Source organism: Sinomonas cellulolyticus (assembly GCF_014656475.1).
GTDB lineage: Bacteria > Actinomycetota > Actinomycetes > Actinomycetales > Micrococcaceae > Sinomonas > Sinomonas cellulolyticus.
In genome coordinates, this window is the sequence record NZ_BNCM01000001.1 from 426,139 (window position 1) to 443,553 (window position 17,415).

Consider the following 17,415-nt stretch of genomic DNA (forward strand, 5'->3'; position numbering starts at 1 on the left):
CACACGCCGTCGTGCGCCCGCTGCCTAAGCCCCGCTCGGGTGCTAGATGCGGCCCTCGCGGAGGGCGTCGAGGGCATACTCGAGGTCCGCAGGATACGGGCTCACGGCCTCGACGCGCTCCCCCGTCCGGGGGTGGGCGAAGGCGAGGCGGTGCGCGTGCAGCCACTGCCGGGTGAGCCCGAGGTCGGCCGCGAGCCGGGGATCGGCGCCGTACGTGAGGTCGCCGGCGCAGGGATGACGCAGCGCGGAGAAGTGCACGCGGATCTGGTGGGTGCGGCCGGTCTCGAGGTGGACCTCGACGAGGCTTGCGCGCCCGAACGCCTCGATGACCTCGTAGTGCGTCACGGAAGGCCTGCCGTCCTCCACCACGGCGAACCGCCAGTCATAGCCGGGGTGGCGCCCGATCGGCGCGTCGATCGTGCCCTGGAGCGGGTCCGGGATCCCTTGGACGAGGGCGTGGTAGACCTTCTCGACCATGCGGTCCCGAAAGGCCTGCTTGAGGACGGTGTAGGCGTGCTCGGTCTTCGCCACGACCATGGCGCCCGAGGTGCCGACGTCGAGCCGGTGCACGATGCCGGCACGCTCGGGCGCCCCGGAGGTCGAGATGCGGTAGCCCGCGGCGGCGAGACCGCCGACCACGGTCGGCCCGACCCAGCCCGGGGACGGGTGCGCGGCCACGCCCACTGGCTTGTCGACGACCACGAAGTCGTCGTCGTCGATAAGGATCTCCAGTCCGTCCACGTCCTCCACCACCACTTCAAGGGGATTCCGGGTCTCCGGCCGCTCAACGAGGAGCACGTCGTCGGCCGCGACCTTGGCCGACTTGGCCAGTGCCCGGCCGCCCAGGTGCACGTGTCCGCCTGCCAGGAGCGCCGCCGCGGCCGAGCGCGAGACCCCGAGGAGCTCTGCGAGGACAGCGTCCGCCCGGGCGCCTGCAAGCTCGGGAGGAACGGTGAGGCGCTCAGGCATTGCCGGCCCCCGGCGTCTGGCCGGAGGCGCTGTCTCCGGGCTGCCCGTTCTCCGGCGGCGTGGCCTCCCTGCGCTGGCGGCTCCCGTCCGGGGAGAGGCCCACGAGCGTCAGGAGGCAGACGAGGACGACGCCGCAGACGACGGCGGAGTCCGCAAGGTTGAAGATCGCGAAGTTCGGAAGCGAGATGAAATCCACGACGTGGCCCATCCCGAAGGACGGTTCGCGGAAGAGCCGGTCGGTGAGGTTGCCGAGCGCGCCGCCGAGGACGAGGCCCAGCGCGACCCCCCACGAGAGGGCGCGCACACGGCGTGCATAGACCAGGATGCCCACCGACACCACCGTCATGACGATCGTGAAGACCCACGTGACGCCCTCGCCGATCGAGAAGGCGGCGCCGGAATTGCGGATGTAGTACCACTGCAGGACCGGCGGCAGGACCGGGATGCGCTCGCCCTCAACCATGGTGCTCGTGACCCAGAGCTTGGTCAGCTGGTCGGCTGCGTAGGCGAGGGCGGCAACGAGGGCCAGGAGCACGACGGCGGTGCGCCGCCGTCGTGCTCCTGTCGCGCGGGCGTGGGGGGAGGTGTCCATTCTTCTTTCCGATGGCAGCGCAAGGCCGGCGGCCGCCCATGGCGGCCGCCGGCCTTGCGGAGGCTGGTCAGACCTCGGCGTTGTCAGAGATCTCGGCCGTGGCGACGGAGCCGCGGGCCTCAAGGTCGCGAAGCTGGCCCTCGATGTAGTTCTTCAGACGCGAGCGGTAGTCACGCTCGAAGCCGCGCAGCTGCTCGACCTTGCGTTCGAGCACCGAGCGCTGCTGCTCGAGGGCGCCGAGAGTCTTCCGCGACTTCTCCTGCGCATCGTTGACGAGGCTGCTGGCCTCGATCTGGGCCTCGGCGATGATCTTGTCGCGCTGGTCCAGGCCGTCCTGAACGTGCTTGTCGTGCATCTGCTGTGCCATCGCCAGCAGCCCGGCCGCGGAGTCGGCGACCGAGGAGCGGCCTGCGGCCGTCTGCTGGGCGGGGGCGGCAGCGGTCTGCGCAGCCGGTGCGGCCTGCGTCGGAGCGGCCTCGGCCTTCGCGGGCTCGGGCTTGGCCGCCTCGCGGACCTCCGAACCCTGCTTCTCAGCGGCCTGCGGCGCACCCTGCCTGCCGGAGAGCTCGGCGACCTTCTTGCGGAGCTCGTCGTTCTCCTGGTTCAGGCGGCGAAGCTCGATGACGATCTCGTCAAGGAAGTCGTCGACCTCATCCTGGTCGTAGCCTTCGCGGAACTTAGTCGGCTGGAACCGCTTGTTGACAACGTCTTCTGGCGTCAGAGCCATCTGCTCACCTCATTGGTCTAATCGGTCAGGCAGCCTGCGCCACCACGACTACCGTATCTGAATTGTTACCGTCCCCTCCAGTCAGCCACTGCGGCGAAAGCGCCGCGGCCGGTGGACGGGAGGTGCTGGGGATGAAACTACGCGAGATTCTGGACGACCGCCATCGCGATGACCACCACGATGACGAGCACGATGAAGGCGAGGTCAAGGCTCATGGCACCGAGATGGAGTGGCTTGAACCAGCGCCGGGACAGCTTCATGGGCGGATCAGTCATGGAATACACCGCGCTCGCCGCGACAAGCGCCGCGCCGCGGGGGCGCCATGATCGGGCAAAGGACTGGATCCAGTCGAAGACGAGACGCGCCACAAGCGCTATGAAGAAGAGCTCGAGGACGAGGTACAGGATGGCGAACAGGAAGCCCATACAGAGAAGTGAATCAGCTTTGGTTGAAGAATGTCGCCTGGCCGTCGGCAGTCTTCTTGTCCTCGCCGAGGACCTCGACGGTGGATGGCGAGAGAAGGAAGACCTTGTTCGTCACGCGCTCGATGCTCCCGTGCAGGCCGAACACGAGCCCGGCTGAGAAGTCGACGAGCCGCTTTGCGTCCGCCTCCCCCATGTCGGTGACATTCATGATCACCGGAATTCCCTCGCGGAAGCTCTCTCCGATGACCTTGGCATCATTGTAGGAACGCGGGTGCACGGTGGTGATCTGGCGGAGGCCGCCGTCGTTCCGCACAGCTGCGGCACGCTTGATGGGCGTCACGGGTGCGCGGTACTCCTCGACCTCGGTCGGAGCCGCCTCCCGGGTGGCCAAGGCCGTGCGGCGTTCCTCGCGCTCAGTGTGCACTGGCTGTTCCTCTTCCGTCCGTGCGTGGTGGCCCTCAGTCTCGAACTGCTCCTCGCCGTCCGCCAGACCGAGGTAGATCATCGTCTTGCGCAGAGCGCCAGCCATGCTCGACTCCTGTCCTCGGGCCCGTCGGGTGCAAACGCGGCGCCGGGTCGCTCGGCCCAGAAGGTCCCGGCAGTTTGAAGCTACCGCACGGCTGGGCGCGGGCCGAGGACATTGGTGCCTATGCGCAGGTGTGTCGCGCCGGACGCCACGGCGGCCTCGAGGTCCTGGCTCATGCCCGCCGAGATCATCGTCGCCTCGGGGTAGCGCTCCCTCAGGTGCTCCGACACCGCGCGGAGCCGTCCGAACGCTGCAGCAGGATCCCGGCCGAGCGGTGCGACTGCCATGACGCCTGCGAGGGCGAGGCGCGCCGTACCGTCGACGAGTTCGGCGAGGGCCGGCACCTCCTCGGGAAGCGCTCCACCGCGTCCGGAGGATGCAGCGGGGTCGAGGTTGACCTGGATGAGGCAGGAGACGCGGTCTTCTCTTCCTGACCCAGCCATGGCTTTGCCCAAGGCCGTCACGAGCGCCGGCCGGTCCACGGAGTGCACCGTGTGGGCGTAGCGGACCACGCTCTTGGCCTTGTTCGTCTGGAGCTGCCCGATGAAGTGCCAGACGAGTGGGAGGTGCGCGAGTTCGGCGGCCTTCGCAGACGCCTCTTGATCGCGGTTCTCGCCGACGTCGGTCACGCCGAGCTCGGCGAGCAGCCTCACATCGGAGGCCGGGTGGAACTTCGTGACGACGATGAGCCTCGGTTGTTCGTCTCTGCCGGCGGCCCGGGCTGCTGCCGCGATCCGGTCACGGACGCGGGCGAGGTTTGCGGAGAGCTCGGCCCGGCGCGCATCCTCGCCCTCAGCCATGGACCCAGGCAAGACCGGCAATGCGTCCTTCGCCGGCTGCCCGGCGATGCGAGAAGAACCGAGCGTCCTCGAACGTACAGGCCTCGGCGTCGCGGTGCACCGTGACGCCGGCAGCGGCGAGCTGGGAGCGCACCCCTGCGGGGAGGTCGAGCGAGGGCGTGCCCCAGCGGGTCGTGGCGGCCGTGCCGGGGACCAGGCCGTCGACCTCGTCCCGCATCGCTTCGGGAACCTCATAGCAGCGGCCGCAGATGCTCGGGCCGAGCCAGGCCTCGAGTCCGTGGGCGCCGGCCTCCCGGAGCCGCGTGAGGGCCTCGGTCACGACTCCGGAGGCCAGGCCGGGACGTCCCGCATGGACGGCAGCGAGGGCCGGGCCGCGGTCGTCGAACTCTCCCACGAGCACCACGGGCACGCAGTCGGCCACCATGACGGCGATCGGTTCCCCGTGGGACAGGAGGGCGTCGGCCGTCGGGACGGCCTCTGCCCCTGCCCAGGCGGCGTCGCGCCCGTGGACCTGGCTCATGTAGTGGAAGGCCGGCACGCCCGATTCCTCCGCGAGCCGCGCGCGGGAGTGCTGCACGGCGTCGTCGTCATCGCCGACATGGAAGGCGAGGTTGCCGGCAGCGGCCTGCGTGAACGCGACGGTGACGCCGGGACGGACGTCCCGGCGCCACCAGAAGAGGCCGTCCGCGCGCGGCGCCTCGGCCGAGCCGCGGCTCACTTGAGGAAGTCGGGCACGTCGAGGTCGTCGTTGCGGTTGCCCGAGAGATCAGGCTCCACGACCGCCGGGAGCTCGACGTCGAAGCCGCCGTCCGCGGGCAGGCTCGTGTGGCCCTGGCTCCACTGGCTCAGGCCGGCGTGGACGGGCGTGGGCTGCGACACGCGCGGCGCGGCTGACGGAGCCGGGGGGACGCTCGCGGCCGGAGAGGCAGGGGCGGACGACGCCGCCTGGGGCGCGGCGGCGGCCTGGGCTGCCTTGACATCCTCGAGGGAGGGCGAGGTGGCCTTGACGTCGTCGAAGCCGGCGGCGATCACAGTGACGCGGGCCTCGTCCCCGAGCGCGTCGTCGATGACCGCGCCGAAGATGATGTTGGCCTCGGGGTGGGCGACTTCCTGGACGAGGCGGGCTGCCTCGTTGATCTCGAACAGGCCGAGATCGCTGCCGCCCTGGATGGACAGGAGGACGCCGTGCGCGCCGTCGATGGACGCTTCGAGGAGCGGCGAGGCGATGGCGAGTTCGGCCGCCTTGACGGCACGGTCCTCCCCCCGGGCGGAGCCGATGCCCATGAGGGCAGAGCCAGCACCCTGCATCACCGACTTCACGTCGGCGAAGTCGAGGTTGATGAGACCCGGGGTCGTGATGAGATCCGTGATGCCCTGGACGCCGGAGAGCAGCACCTGGTCCGCGGACCGGAAGGCATCCAGGACGGAGACGTTGCGGTCGGAGATCGAGAGCAGGCGGTCATTCGGGATGACGATGAGGGTGTCGACCTCGTCGCGCAGCGCTTCGATCCCGTTCTCGGCACTCGTGGCGCGGCGGCGGCCCTCGAAGGTGAAGGGACGGGTGACAACGCCGATCGTCAGGGCACCCAGACTCCGCGCAATGCGTGCGACGACGGGAGCCCCACCGGTCCCGGTGCCGCCGCCCTCGCCCGCGGTGACGAACACCATGTCGGCGCCGCGGAGGACTTCCTCGATCTCGTCGGCGTGGTCCTCGGCCGCCTGGCGGCCGACCTCGGGGTTCGCTCCGGCGCCGAGGCCTCGGGTGAGCTCACGGCCGACGTCGAGCTTGACGTCCGCATCGCTCATGAGCAGCGCCTGGGCGTCGGTGTTGATGGCGATGAACTCCACGCCTCGCAGACCGACTTCGATCATGCGGTTGACTGCATTCACGCCACCGCCGCCAATGCCGACGACCTTGATGACGGCCAAGTAGTTCTGCGGTGCTGCCACGTTGAGTGTCCCTTGTTCGAAAGCCTGCTGGATCTGCAAGAACCCCGGAGTCCATAACTATAACCTTCAGCTTGAAGGTTATAGTTATGTCAAGTAGCTCTTAGGAAGACGGTATGGGCCGTCTCTGGGGCGTGCAACGACCGCCTAGGCGTGTCGTCCCATTGCCGCCGTCCGTCCCCGCCATCTGTCCACTCTGCCACACCTCCGGATGCCACAGCCCCACCCCTGCGGTGCAGGTGCCTCATCGTGTCACCGGGTGACGTGGGGTGCTCACATCGAAGACCTGGGGGGCCGGCTGGCCCTTCTCGGGCGTGGCTTTCATGAGGGCTTGGAGGACCCTGGCCTTGAGCTCGCGGTCGTCCGCGTTGCCCCACACCACGGTGCGCCCGTCCGAGAGCTTGAGCTCGACGGAGTCCGCCGACTGTGCCGAGGCCGTCGCGAGCTGGCCCAAGACGTCGGGGGGAAGTGCCGCGAGGACGGCCGTGACAGACCGGAACACCGCCTGGCCCATCGGCATGGCGGAGCCGTCGATGACAGGCACGGAGTACTGGGACGTCGCCGTCGCATCGCCCAGCACCACGCCGTCGCCGTCCACGACCGTGAGCTTCCCTCCCTGCTTGACGAGTGCCACGGGGACGCGCTCGACGATCTCGACCACGAGCGTGCTCGGCGGCACCGCAAGGGCCCGCGCGCTCTTGACCTGGACGAACTGGTGAAGGAGCCGCTCGACGTCATCGGAACCTACGGTCGCGAGGGGCTTGCCCCGCACGGGGTCGAGCGCGGAGGCGACCTGGCCTGCCGGCAGCAGGTGGGTGCCCTCCACAGTGATCGTGCGCACCGCGACGAGCGGTGTGAACAGCAGCACGGCGAACAGGCCTGCGACGAGGGCCACGGCTAGGCCGGTCCCCACGAGGAGGCGGCGCCGGCGCCGCTTGGCCGGGGGCTCGGGGAAGGCGAGGACGTCCGCTTCCCCGTCCTCTGCCTGCGTCGGGAGCTGCAGTGCGGCGCCCGCCGGCGAGGCCCCGCCGCGTCCGAAGGCCCAGAGCCGCCGGACGCGGCCCGTCTCCGATACGCCGGATGCGGCCTGCGGCGCATCGGCCGGTACGCCTTCCGCCCGACCGGACCTCGCGCTGCCGGACTTGGGGCGCGCGGACCCGGCCCGTGTGGACCCGGCCCGCGTGGACCGAGCCTGTGGGTTCGAGTCCTCCGTCTCTGCGGTCTGGGCGCTGGGGGAAGCCGAGTCGGCGGACGACGGCGCGTGGGCCGCTCCGCCCTCGCCATGGTCGCCGCCTTGAGGGTTGAGGAGCGTCACCTTGGCACCTCGGACGGTGACCTTGCCCGTCTCGGGCGGGGTGCCGGCGTCGTGGGCCTGGGCTGGTGCAGAGGCCTCCGCGGCGCGCGGGACGCGCGGGACGCGCGGAACACGTGGGCTAGGCGTCATGCGGTGCCTCGGGAGAAGAGGGCTGCACGGAGGCGGATCCGGCGGCCAGAGCCGCGAGGAGTTCCCGCCCCTGGAAGGTCACGTCGCCGGCACCCACCGTGAGCACGATGTCGCCGGGCCGCGCCGCCGCGGCGATCTCGGCGACCGCGCGGTCCACGCGGGGCGCATACGCGGCATCGGTCAGGCGCGCGGTCACGAGTTCGCTCGTTACACCGGGGATCGGGTCCTCGCGGGCCGGATAGATGTCCATGACACGGACCGTGTCCGCGGCGGAGAGCGCCTCGGCGAACTGCTCGGCGAACTCGCGCGTGCGGGAGAACAGGTGAGGCTGGAACAGGACATGGACGCTGTGGCCGCCTGCCACTGCCCGGGCCGCGGCCAGGGCAGCCCGCACCTCGGTGGGGTGATGGGCGTAGTCGTCGAACACCCGCACTCCCCCTGCCTCCCCCTTGAACTCGAACCGCCGGGCCGCTCCGGAGAAGTCGGAGAGCGAGGCGGCCGCACGCTCGGGGTCGGCACCGGCGTCGACCGCCGCGGCGAACGCGCCCGCAGCGTTGAGGGCGTTGTGGAGGCCGGGGACCCTCAGGGGCAGCGCGTACGTCCGGCCCTCCCACGCGAGCTCCGTCCCGGAGGGATCGAAGTGCACGACGAGGTCGGCGTCCTGCGCGGTGCCGTAGGTCAGGACCCGCGGGGCATCGGCACGCGCGCGGAGGCGCCGGGCCAGGGCGAGGGCTCCCGGGTCGTCGGCGCAGGCCAGCACGAGGCCGTGCTCGGGCACGAGGGCCGCGAACGCGTCGAAGGCGGCGTGGACTGCGTCCGCTGTGCCGTAGTGGTCCAAATGGTCCGCTTCGACGTTGGTGATGACCTCGGTCAGCGGACGGTAGTTCAGGAACGACTCGTCCGACTCGTCGGCCTCGGCCACGAAGACGTCCGTCTCCCCCGCTGCCGCATTCGCCCCGAGCGCCGGCACGTTGGCACCGATCGCGAAGCTCGGATCGAGGCCCGCTCCGCGCAGCATCCATGCCGTCATCGACGTCGTGGTGGTCTTCCCATGTGTTCCGGCGACGGCGATCACGCGGCTGCCCGCCATGACCGCGGCCAGCGCCTCGGAACGGTGCAGGATCCTGAGCCCGCGGGCGCTGGCCTCGACCAGCTCCGGGTTGTCCGGACGGATCGCCGAGCCGCGCACGACCGTGTCCGCATCCCCGACGTTGGCGGCGGTGTAGCCCACCGCGATCCGGGCCCCGAGCGACGCGAGCTCCGCCATCACCGGCAGGTCCTTGGCATCCGAGCCGCTCACCGGCACACCCCGGGCCAGCATGACGCGCGCGACGGCGGACATCCCCACCCCGCCGACTCCCACGAAGTGGACGCGCCCGAGCTCGGCGAGCTCCTCCGGAAGCGTCTGGTTGGCGGTCATGCGCGTGTTCCCTCCTGGATCCCGTCCCCTGCGGCGGCGAGCACCATCGCCGCCATCTGTGCGTCCGCGTCGCGGATTCCCTGGGCGGCCGCGGCGTGCGCCATCCCGGCCAGCCGGGTGCCGTCCGCGAGGAGCGGAAGGACTGTGTCCTCGAGCCAGCCGGGGGTGAAGTCCGCATCGCGCACCATCAGTGCGCCGCCCGCCTCGACGAGCCCGCGCGCATTGAGCGCCTGTTCGCCATTGCCGATGGGCAGTGGCACGAACACCGCCGGCAGGCCGACGGCGGCCACCTCGCAGACCGTTCCGGCTCCCGCGCGGCACACGATGAGGTCCGCAGCGGCGTAGGCCGTCTCCATGCCGTCCACGAATTCCGTCTGGTGATAGCCCGGTGCGGCGAGAGGGGTCCCGTCCGGGCCGGCGACGGCTTTGTCCCTTCCGGTGATGTGCAGGGTCTGGACGCCGGCGCTGGCGAGGACGCCGAGCGACGCGGCGATGGTCCTGTTGAGGCTCGCCGCACCGAGCGATCCGCCCGTCACCACGAGGGTCGTCCGGTCCGGATCGAGGCCGAGACTCGCTCGAGCCGACGTACGGGCCGCAGCGCGGTCGAGCCCGGCGATCTCCGGACGCATGGGCATGCCCACGAGCTTCGAGTGCCGCAGGCGCGTCGCGGCGAAGGCCTTGCCGACGCGCTCGGTGAAGAGGGCACCGACCCGGTTTGCGAGCCCGGCACGGGTGTTCGCCTCGTGGATCACGATGGGCACCCCGCGCCGGCGCGCCGCGATGTACATGGGGGTGCACACATATCCGCCCACCCCGACCAGCACATCGGCCTCTGCGCGGGCGAGGATGCCCTCGGACGCGCGGACTGCGGCCGCGAAGCGGCGCGGCAGCTTCACAAGATCAAGGGACGGCTTGCGCGGGAGCGGTACGCGGTCGATCACTGCGAGCTCGAAACCGGCCGCGGGCACGATCCTCGTCTCCATCCCGGTGGCCGTTCCTACCGCGAGGATCCGGGCCGCGGGTGCGGCCTTGACCACGGCGCGGGCGATCGCGAGCAGCGGACTGATGTGCCCGGCCGTTCCGCCGCCCGCGAGTACCACTGACGGTCGGGAGGTCGGGAGCGCGGTCCGCGCGGGGTCCTCATGGGGCATGTCTACGTGCTGGCCTTCCGCTTCGCGTTGGTCGCCGGTTGGGGACTGACCGGGGCTGGGACGGGCCGCCCGCTCGCGGGCACCGGCTTGGCTGTGCGCCCCCGTGGGCGCGCAGCCGCGGCCTTGCCTGGCTTGGATCCGGCCGCCGAGCCCTTCCGGCCCTTCCGGCGGACTCTGGTGGTGGGCCGCATGTCCTCGCGGGCCAGAGACAACAGTACGCCGATCGCACACAGGCAGCTGACCAGCGCAGAGCCTCCGGACGAGATGAAGGGCAGCGGCACCCCGATCACGGGAGCAATCCCGGTCACCATCGACATGTTGATGGCGGCTTGGCCCAGGATCCACGCCATGATCGTGCCGCCGAGGATCCTGGGGAAGAGCTCCTGCTGCCGGGACACCACCCGGAACACCGCCACCGCAAGCACTGCGAAGAGAACGAGGACCAAGAGGGTGCCGAACAGTCCGAGCTCTTCGCCGAGCACCGCAAAGATGAAGTCGTTCTGCGCCTCGGGCAGCCAGCTGTACTTCTGCCGGCTCTGACCGAGGCCGACGCCGAACCACCCCCCGGACGCGAGCCCGAACAGCCCGTTCTGGACCTGGTAGGTGAAGTCGGCGCCGTCGGCCCGGCAGAAGTCCGGGTTCTGGCCGACCCACGTGTAGATGCGGCACATCCGGTTGGGGCTCGCGACGGCGAAGCTGACGGCGGCGATGGCGAGCATCACTCCTGAGCTCACGAACAGCTTGGTGGGGACACCGGCGTAGAAGAGCGCGGCCACCATGACGAGGAGGATCACGAGCGTCGTGCCGAGGTCGTGCCCCCAGATGACGAGGCCCGCAACCCCCAGCCCCACCGGGACGGCAGGGATCAGCGCGTGCACCCAGTTGTCCAGGAGCCTCCCTTTGGTGTTCAGGATGGTGGCGAGCCACAGTGCGAGCAGCAGCTTGGCAACCTCCGAGGGCTGGAAGCTGAAGCCGGCAATCTCGATCCAGTTCTTGTTGCCCAGCACCCTCCTGCCGATGAGCTGGACGAGGATGAGCAGCACGATGGTGGCGCCGATGCCGGGCCACGCAAGGCGCTTGAGCCAGCGGACGTTGATCCTCGAGAGCGCGAGCATGCCCACGAGGCCCACCGCCCCGAAGAGGACCTGCTTGAGGGCAGCCGTGTAGGGGCTCTCCCCGGCCGCGATGCTCTCCACGCTCGAGGCGGAGAGGACCATCATGATGCCGATCGCCGTGAGCGCGAGGGTCGTGCCCAGGATGAGGTAGTAGCTCGTGCCGCTGCTGGAGCCTTCCGTGCGGGTGATCCTGCGCCACACGACCGCGAGCGGGCGCAGGGGGCCTCCTGGTCTCCGCTGCGCCGTGCTGGCCATAGTCCCTACTCCTCGGTGGTCTCCCGTGCTGCCCGCGCCCGCACCGTATCAGTGAACGCCATCCCACGGTGGGCGTACGAGTCGAACTGGTCCATCGAAGCCGCGGCCGGTGCCATCAGCACCGTATCTCCGGGCTCCGCGTGGGCCGCTGCGACCTCCACCGCCCGTGCCATGATCGCGCTTCCCGTCTGGGCGCTGTTCGCCTCGGCGCCGCCGTGTGGTTCAACGCCGCTGTCCGGCCGGTCCTCACCAGTCTGGCCCGGATCAACGGGGAAGACCGGTACATTCGGCGCGTGTCGCGAGAGCGCGGCCGCCAGATCCGAGCTGTCACGGCCAATGAGCACGACGGCGCGGAGCCGCGGCGCATGCTCGGTCACCAGCTGGTCGTAGGCCACGCCCTTCGACAGGCCACCCGCGATCCACACCACCCGCTCGAAGGCGGACAGGGATGCCGACGCTGCATGGGGGTTGGTTGCCTTGGAGTCATTGACCCACCTGACAGAGCCGATGGTCGCCACGGTCTGGATCCGGTGGTCGCCGGGAAGGTAGGCCTGCAGGCCGGCCTTCACCGCGGCGGGCTCGACGCCGTAGGCCCGCACGAGGGCGGCCGCGGCGAGCGCGTTGGCCACCATGTGCCGGGGGGCCACGGGTCCCAGGTCCTCGAGGGAGCCGAGCTCGGCGGCATGGTCGCGGCGGTTGTCGATGAAGGCTCGGTCCACCAGCAGGCCGTCGACGACGCCGAGCATGCTCACCGCGGGGGTTCCCGTGGTGAACCCGATCGCCCGGCAGCCCTCGACGACGTCGGCCTCCTCGACCATGTGCTCGGTCTCGATCTGCTCCGCGTTGTACACGCAGGCCTTCTGGGTGTTGGCGTAGACCTTCGCCTTGTCCGCCAGATACGCCTCGTATGAACCGTGCCAGTCGACATGGTCTTCGGCGACGTTGAGCACCACGGAGGCGACGGGAGAGAGCGACTCCTCCCAGTGGAGCTGGAAGCTCGAGAGCTCGACCGCGAAGACGTCGTACTCGACGGGCTCGCGGAGGGCATCGAGGATGGGCTTGCCGACATTGCCCACAGCCACCGCCTTGAGGCCGGCAGCCCGCAGCATCGACTCGGTCATTCCGACGGTGGTGGTCTTGCCGTTCGTGCCGGTGATCGCGAGCCAGTCGGCCGTCTTGCGCCCGCGGCGCCTCCGGACCCGCCACGCGAGCTCGACGTCGCCCCACACCGGGATGCCCCGGCATGTCGCCTCGGCGAGCATCGCCTGATCGGGTCGCCACCCGGGCGAGGTCACCACGAGGTCCGGGAGCGCGCCGTCGACCTTGGGGAGGTGCTGCACCGCGTCCTCACCGAGCAGGACGTCCTCGGCACCGACGATGCGCAGCGTGTCTGCCTGCGCCTGTGCACGATCTGTAACGGAGGAGTCGACCACGACGACGCTCGCGCCGAGCTCGATGAGCGTGTCGGCGGCGGCGAAGCCGGAGACGCCGATCCCGGCAACGACCACCCGCAGTCCAGCCCAGTCCGAGTCCCAGGACGTCAGGGACGCAAGGCGGGCGCTTTCTGCCCGCGGTCCCGACGGACCAGAAGAAGCATGCTCATTCACAGTCCTGCCACCCATTCTGCGTAGAAGACGGCCAGGCCTCCGGCGACGCAGAGCCCGGCGAGGATCCAGAAGCGGACCACCACGGTCACCTCAGCCCAGCCCTTGAGTTCGAAGTGGTGCTGGAGCGGGGCCATCTTGAACAGGCGTTTGCCCTTGGTGGCCTTGAAGTACCCGACCTGCAGGATCACGGACAGCGTGACGAGCATGAACAGGCCGCCGATGATGACCAGGAGCAGTTCGGTGCGGGACAGGATTGCGAAGCCAGCGATGGCCGCCCCGATGGCGAGCGAGCCGGTGTCCCCCATGAAGATCTTCGCCGGGGAGGTGTTCCACCAGAGGAATCCGACCAGAGCCGAGCTCATGATGGCTGCGAGCAGGGCGAGGTCGAGGGGGTCCCGTGTCTCGTAGCAGACAGACCCGATCACCCTTGCGGAGCCGCAGGCCTGGTTGCTCTGCCAGATGCCCATGAGCGTGTATGCGCCGAAGACCATGATCGAAGCGCCGGCCGCGAGGCCGTCCAGCCCGTCCGTGAGGTTCACGCCGTTGCTGGTCGCGGTGACGATGATGTTCGACCAGATGACGAAGAGGATCGCCCCCAGCACCGTGCCGCCGAATGCGAGATTGAGCCACGGGATGTCCCGCAGGAACGAGATGTTGGTCGAGGCCGGTGTGAGGCCGCGCCAGTCGGGAAACTGCAGCGCGAGGACCGCGAAGACGATGCCCACGAGGCCCTGGCCGATCAGCTTGCCCCGCGGACTCAGCCCGAGGCTGCGCTGGTTGGAGATCTTCGTGAAGTCGTCCAGGAAGCCCACGATGCCCATGCCGACCATGAGGAACAGCAGGAGGGCGGCAGAGATGCTCGGCCCGCTCGAGGCGGGATTGACGAGCCACGTGATGAGATGCGTCAGGTAGTAGGCGACCACCGTGGCGAGCACGAACACGGCTCCGCCCATCGTGGGAGTCCCGCGTTTCATGTGGTGCGTCGTGGGGCCGTCGTCCCGGATGAACTGGCCGTAGCCCTTGGCCACCAGGAGTCGGATGAACAGGGGGGTCCCGACCAGTCCGAAGACCAGCGCGAGCCCACCGCCGATCAGCAGTGCGATCACGTCAGGCTCCGTCCCTGGTGGGGCGTGGCCCCGTCGGCTGCCGGCAATGCGATCCGGTCCCCGAGAGCCCCCAGCCCGACGCCGTTCGAGGACTTCACGAGCACGAGGTCACCCGGGGCGAGCTCCCGCTCGAGCAGCTCGAAGGCTGCATCGGCGTCCTCGACGAACGTCGTCTCGCTGCCCCACGACCCCTCGTTGACGGCCGAGACGTACAGGGCGCGCGCCTCGCGGCCCACCACCACGAGCCGGTCGATGTTGAGCCGGACTACGAGGGTCCCGACCGCCGTGTGGGCTGGGATCGATTCCTCGCCGAGCTCGAGCATGGCACCCAGGACCGCCCACGTCCGCCGGCCGCGTCCGAGGTCGGCGAGGGTCCGGAGCGCGGCCCGCATGGATTCAGGGTTGGCGTTGTAGGCGTCGTTGATGACCGTCACGCCGTCTGCCCGCTCCGTGCGCTGCATGCGCCACCGGCTGCCGGGCCCCTGGGCGGAGAGCGACTCTCCGATGACCTCGAGGGGCACCCCGGCCGCGGAGGCGGCCGAGGCCGCGGCGAGCAGGTTGGACGTGTGGTGCGCGCCGATGAGGCGGCTTGCCACGTGCACCGGGCCTTGGGCGCCGATGGTGAGGTCGAAGACGGGCGAGCCGCCGTCGTCCACGCTCGCCCCATGGGCCGCGACGAGCGTTCCGCGCTCGGCGAGGTCCGCGTTCGCCTCGGGGTGCGATGTGAAGAAGACGAGGCGGGCCTTCGTGCGCGGCTCCATGGCCCGCACGCGGGGGTCGTCGGCGTTGAGGACGGCCGTCCCCTCGGCGGAGAGCGCTTCGACGAGTTCGCCCTTGGCCTTGGCGATGTTCTCGACGCCGCCGAACTCCCCCGCGTGGGCGCTTCCCACGACGAGGACGACGCCGATGTCCGGCCTGACCATATCGGCAAGGTACTGGATGTGGCCGATTCCGGTGGCACCCATCTCGATCACGAGGTAGCGCGTGGAGGTGTCGGCCCGGAAGACCGTGAGGGGGACGCCGACCTCGCCGTTGTAGGAGCCCTGCGGGGCGACCGTCGAGGCCGGCGTCGCGGACCCTTCGGGGGTCGAGCGGAAAATCCCTGCGACGAGGTCTTTGGTGGTGGTCTTCCCGGCCGAGCCGGTGATGCCCACGACAGTGAGCTCCTCCCCGCGCGCGGAGCGCTCTGCGCGGATCCTCTCGACGGCCGCCTTGGCGAGAGTGCCCATGGCGAGCACGGCGTCAGGCACCACCACGCACGGATGGCTCGCGCCGCCGTCGTCCGTGACCTCCCGCTCGCACAGGGTCAGGACCGCACCGGCGGCAACGGCTGCGCCCACGTACGCGTGGCCGTCGGCGTGCTCCCCGGGCTTGGCAACATAGAGCGATCCAGGGACGGCCTCGCGGGAGTCCGTCACAACGCTCGTGGGGATGATGTCGGGTGGTGCGACCAGACGGCCGCCCGTGATCTCGGCGATCTGCGCCGCTGTGAACTCAATCATTGCGCATCGGACTCTAGTGCGTCGGAGGCCTCGGACCCGAATCCGCCAGCGCCGGCAACCAGGCGGAAGCCCCGCTCCGCGAGGGCGCCTCGCAGCTCCGCACGGTCGTCCAGGACGAGGTTCACGCCCTTGACCTCCTGGTACACCTCGTGGCCGCGCCCCGCCACGAGGATCACATCATCGTCCCGCGCGAGGTCGACGGCGTGGCGGATCGCCTCGGCCCTGTCGCCGACCTCGTCGATGCGACGTCCGAGCCCCTTCTCGGCGTCCTCGGCGCGGACGCCGGCGAGCACTTGGGCGCGGATGGCGGCAGGGTCCTCGTCGTGGGGGTCGTCGTCCGTCACCACCACCACGTCGGCTCCCCGCGCGGCGACGGCGCCCATGACGGGACGCTTGAGGGCGTCGCGCTGGCCGGTGGCGCCGAAGACGACGATCACGCGGCCGGACCCGGTGCGGGGCCGCACTGCGTCGAGCGCCCTCTCGAGCGCGTCCGGATTGTGGGCGAAGTCGACGATGGCCGTCGGGGCGGTTCCGACGAGCTGCATGCGCCCGGGGACCTCGACGGTGAAGGGGTCGCGGTCGAGAGCCCGCTGGACCTTCTCGAGAGTGGCCCCGGAGGCGACGACGAGCAGTGTCGCAAGGGCGGCGTTGGCCACGTTGAAGGCTCCCGGAAGGCCGGTGCGCACACGCAGGGTGGCGCCGTCGCGGTGCCGCAGCTCGAAGGCCGTGCCGACCCCGGACGGACGGGCGGCCGCCACCGTCCAGTCCGCCTCGGGCACGTCGCGTGGGTGGGCGCCGGCCGGGTCGGCTTGACCTGCACCGGCAGCGAGGGTGGTGACCGGGATCGGAGCCTCGTCCGCGAGCCGGCGGCCCCACTCGTCGTCGACCGTCACGACGCCGTGGGCGGCCCGCTCCGGCGTGAACAGCCGGGCCTTGGCCGCGTAGTACTCCTCCATCGTCCCGTGGAGGTCCAGATGGTCCTGCGTGAGGTTCGTGAAGCCCGCTGCGTCGTAGCGCACGCCGTCGACGCGGCCGAACTCGATCGCGTGGGAGGAGACCTCCATCGAGGCGGCCGTCACTCCCCGCTCCCGCATGAGCGCCAGAAGGGCGTGGACTTCAGTGGACTCCGGGGTGGTGAGCCTGCTCGGAATGGGCTCGCCGCCGGCCAGGATCTCGATCGTCCCGATCAGTCCCGTCCGGTGGCCGAGCGCACGCAGGAGGGAATTCGAGAAGTAGGTGGTGGTCGTCTTGCCGTTCGTTCCCGTCACGCCGAGCAGGAGCATGCGCTGCGCAGTGCCGCCGTCGGTCCCGGCCGCGGCCGTCCCATAGACGAGGGCTGAGACGGGGCCGACTGCTGCCCGGGGCCGGTCGAGGACGAGTGCCGGGACCTGCGCGAGGGACTCGGACAGCGCGAGCCGCTTCGCGCCGTCGTGGTCGGTGAGGATCGCCACGGCTCCCGCCTCCACGGCCTGCTGGGCGTAGTCGGCTCCGTGTCGCGACGCACCGGGCAGCGCGAAGTAGAGGTCCCCTGGGACGACCGTACGCGAGTCGAGGCTCGCTCCCGTGATGGGCGCTGCGTCCTCGAGGCCCTCGGCAGGGAGCCCCACGAGAGCCGAGACCTCCGCGAGGGAGATCGGCGCCACGTGGGCCGGCCGGAGCGCCTCTGGGCCGTCCTGTCCAAGGCTGTCCTGGGTCCCGCTGTCCTGGGTCCCGCTGTCCTGGGTCCCGCTGTCCTGGGCAGGACCGTTGTGTGCAGGATCCTCCTGCGGGGCGCTGTCCCCCCGCGCACTGAGTGCCGATGCACTGCTGCCCGGGGGCAGGGGCTGCTC

Annotated in this window: 16 protein-coding genes; all 16 read right to left on the bottom strand. The window is 70.5% G+C overall.

Annotated features, from left to right (window positions below):
• Positions 1 to 42: 42 nt before the first annotated feature.
• On the bottom strand, positions 43 to 969 hold the full coding sequence (locus IE231_RS01915; protein WP_189692216.1) for an RluA family pseudouridine synthase: 927 nt from the start codon (positions 967 to 969) through the stop codon (positions 43 to 45).
• Complete coding sequence (gene lspA, locus IE231_RS01920) at positions 962 to 1,561, bottom strand: signal peptidase II (RefSeq protein WP_189692217.1); 600 nt, start codon at positions 1,559 to 1,561, stop codon at positions 962 to 964. The genes IE231_RS01915 and lspA overlap by 8 nt, the downstream gene beginning before the upstream one ends.
• 67 nt (positions 1,562 to 1,628) lie before the next feature.
• On the bottom strand, positions 1,629 to 2,288 hold the full coding sequence (locus tag IE231_RS01925; RefSeq protein ID WP_189692218.1) for a DivIVA domain-containing protein: 660 nt from the start codon (positions 2,286 to 2,288) through the stop codon (positions 1,629 to 1,631).
• Positions 2,289 to 2,425: 137 nt separating this feature from the next.
• Positions 2,426 to 2,713, bottom strand: a complete 288-nt coding sequence (locus tag IE231_RS01930) for a YggT family protein (RefSeq protein WP_189692219.1) — start codon at positions 2,711 to 2,713, stop codon at positions 2,426 to 2,428.
• 13 nt (positions 2,714 to 2,726) lie between these two features.
• Positions 2,727 to 3,242: a cell division protein SepF gene (locus IE231_RS01935; RefSeq protein ID WP_189692220.1), complete on the bottom strand. Its 516-nt coding sequence runs from the start codon at positions 3,240 to 3,242 to the stop codon at positions 2,727 to 2,729.
• A gap of 80 nt (positions 3,243 to 3,322) precedes the next feature.
• The gene (locus IE231_RS01940; RefSeq protein ID WP_189692221.1) at positions 3,323 to 4,039 is read right to left on the bottom strand and encodes a YggS family pyridoxal phosphate-dependent enzyme; all 717 of its coding nucleotides are present in this window, start codon (positions 4,037 to 4,039) and stop codon (positions 3,323 to 3,325) included.
• A complete protein-coding gene (locus tag IE231_RS01945) occupies positions 4,032 to 4,757 on the bottom strand; it encodes a purine nucleoside phosphorylase YfiH/LACC1 family protein (RefSeq protein ID WP_189692222.1) in 726 nt (241 codons plus the stop codon). The genes IE231_RS01940 and IE231_RS01945 overlap by 8 nt, the downstream gene beginning before the upstream one ends.
• Positions 4,754 to 5,989 carry a cell division protein FtsZ gene (ftsZ, locus tag IE231_RS01950; RefSeq protein ID WP_189692223.1) on the bottom strand — a complete coding sequence of 412 codons (1,236 nt, stop codon included), beginning with the start codon at positions 5,987 to 5,989 and terminating at the stop codon, positions 4,754 to 4,756. Before ftsZ ends, IE231_RS01945 begins: the two co-directional genes overlap by 4 nt.
• Before the next feature lie 241 nt (positions 5,990 to 6,230).
• Positions 6,231 to 7,430, bottom strand: a complete 1,200-nt coding sequence (locus tag IE231_RS01955; protein ID WP_189692224.1) for a cell division protein FtsQ/DivIB — start codon at positions 7,428 to 7,430, stop codon at positions 6,231 to 6,233.
• Complete coding sequence (gene murC / locus IE231_RS01960) at positions 7,420 to 8,850, bottom strand: UDP-N-acetylmuramate--L-alanine ligase (protein WP_189692225.1); 1,431 nt, start codon at positions 8,848 to 8,850, stop codon at positions 7,420 to 7,422. The genes IE231_RS01955 and murC overlap by 11 nt, the downstream gene beginning before the upstream one ends.
• Entirely contained in the window at positions 8,847 to 10,001 is a 1,155-nt protein-coding gene (murG, locus tag IE231_RS01965; RefSeq protein ID WP_189692226.1) for an undecaprenyldiphospho-muramoylpentapeptide beta-N-acetylglucosaminyltransferase, read from the bottom strand. Before murG ends, murC begins: the two co-directional genes overlap by 4 nt.
• A gap of 2 nt (positions 10,002 to 10,003) precedes the next feature.
• On the bottom strand, positions 10,004 to 11,371 hold the full coding sequence (gene ftsW, locus IE231_RS01970) for a putative lipid II flippase FtsW (RefSeq protein WP_189692227.1): 1,368 nt from the start codon (positions 11,369 to 11,371) through the stop codon (positions 10,004 to 10,006).
• 5 nt (positions 11,372 to 11,376) lie between these two features.
• Entirely contained in the window at positions 11,377 to 12,993 is a 1,617-nt protein-coding gene (gene murD, locus IE231_RS01975; RefSeq protein WP_189692228.1) for a UDP-N-acetylmuramoyl-L-alanine--D-glutamate ligase, read from the bottom strand.
• Entirely contained in the window at positions 12,975 to 14,084 is a 1,110-nt protein-coding gene (gene mraY, locus IE231_RS01980) for a phospho-N-acetylmuramoyl-pentapeptide-transferase (RefSeq protein ID WP_189692229.1), read from the bottom strand. The genes murD and mraY overlap by 19 nt, the downstream gene beginning before the upstream one ends.
• A complete protein-coding gene (locus IE231_RS01985; protein ID WP_189692230.1) occupies positions 14,081 to 15,586 on the bottom strand; it encodes a UDP-N-acetylmuramoyl-tripeptide--D-alanyl-D-alanine ligase in 1,506 nt (501 codons plus the stop codon). The genes mraY and IE231_RS01985 overlap by 4 nt, the downstream gene beginning before the upstream one ends.
• A complete protein-coding gene (locus tag IE231_RS01990; protein ID WP_374189398.1) occupies positions 15,583 to 17,229 on the bottom strand; it encodes a UDP-N-acetylmuramoyl-L-alanyl-D-glutamate--2,6-diaminopimelate ligase in 1,647 nt (548 codons plus the stop codon). The genes IE231_RS01985 and IE231_RS01990 overlap by 4 nt, the downstream gene beginning before the upstream one ends.
• Positions 17,230 to 17,415 lie beyond the last annotated feature (186 nt).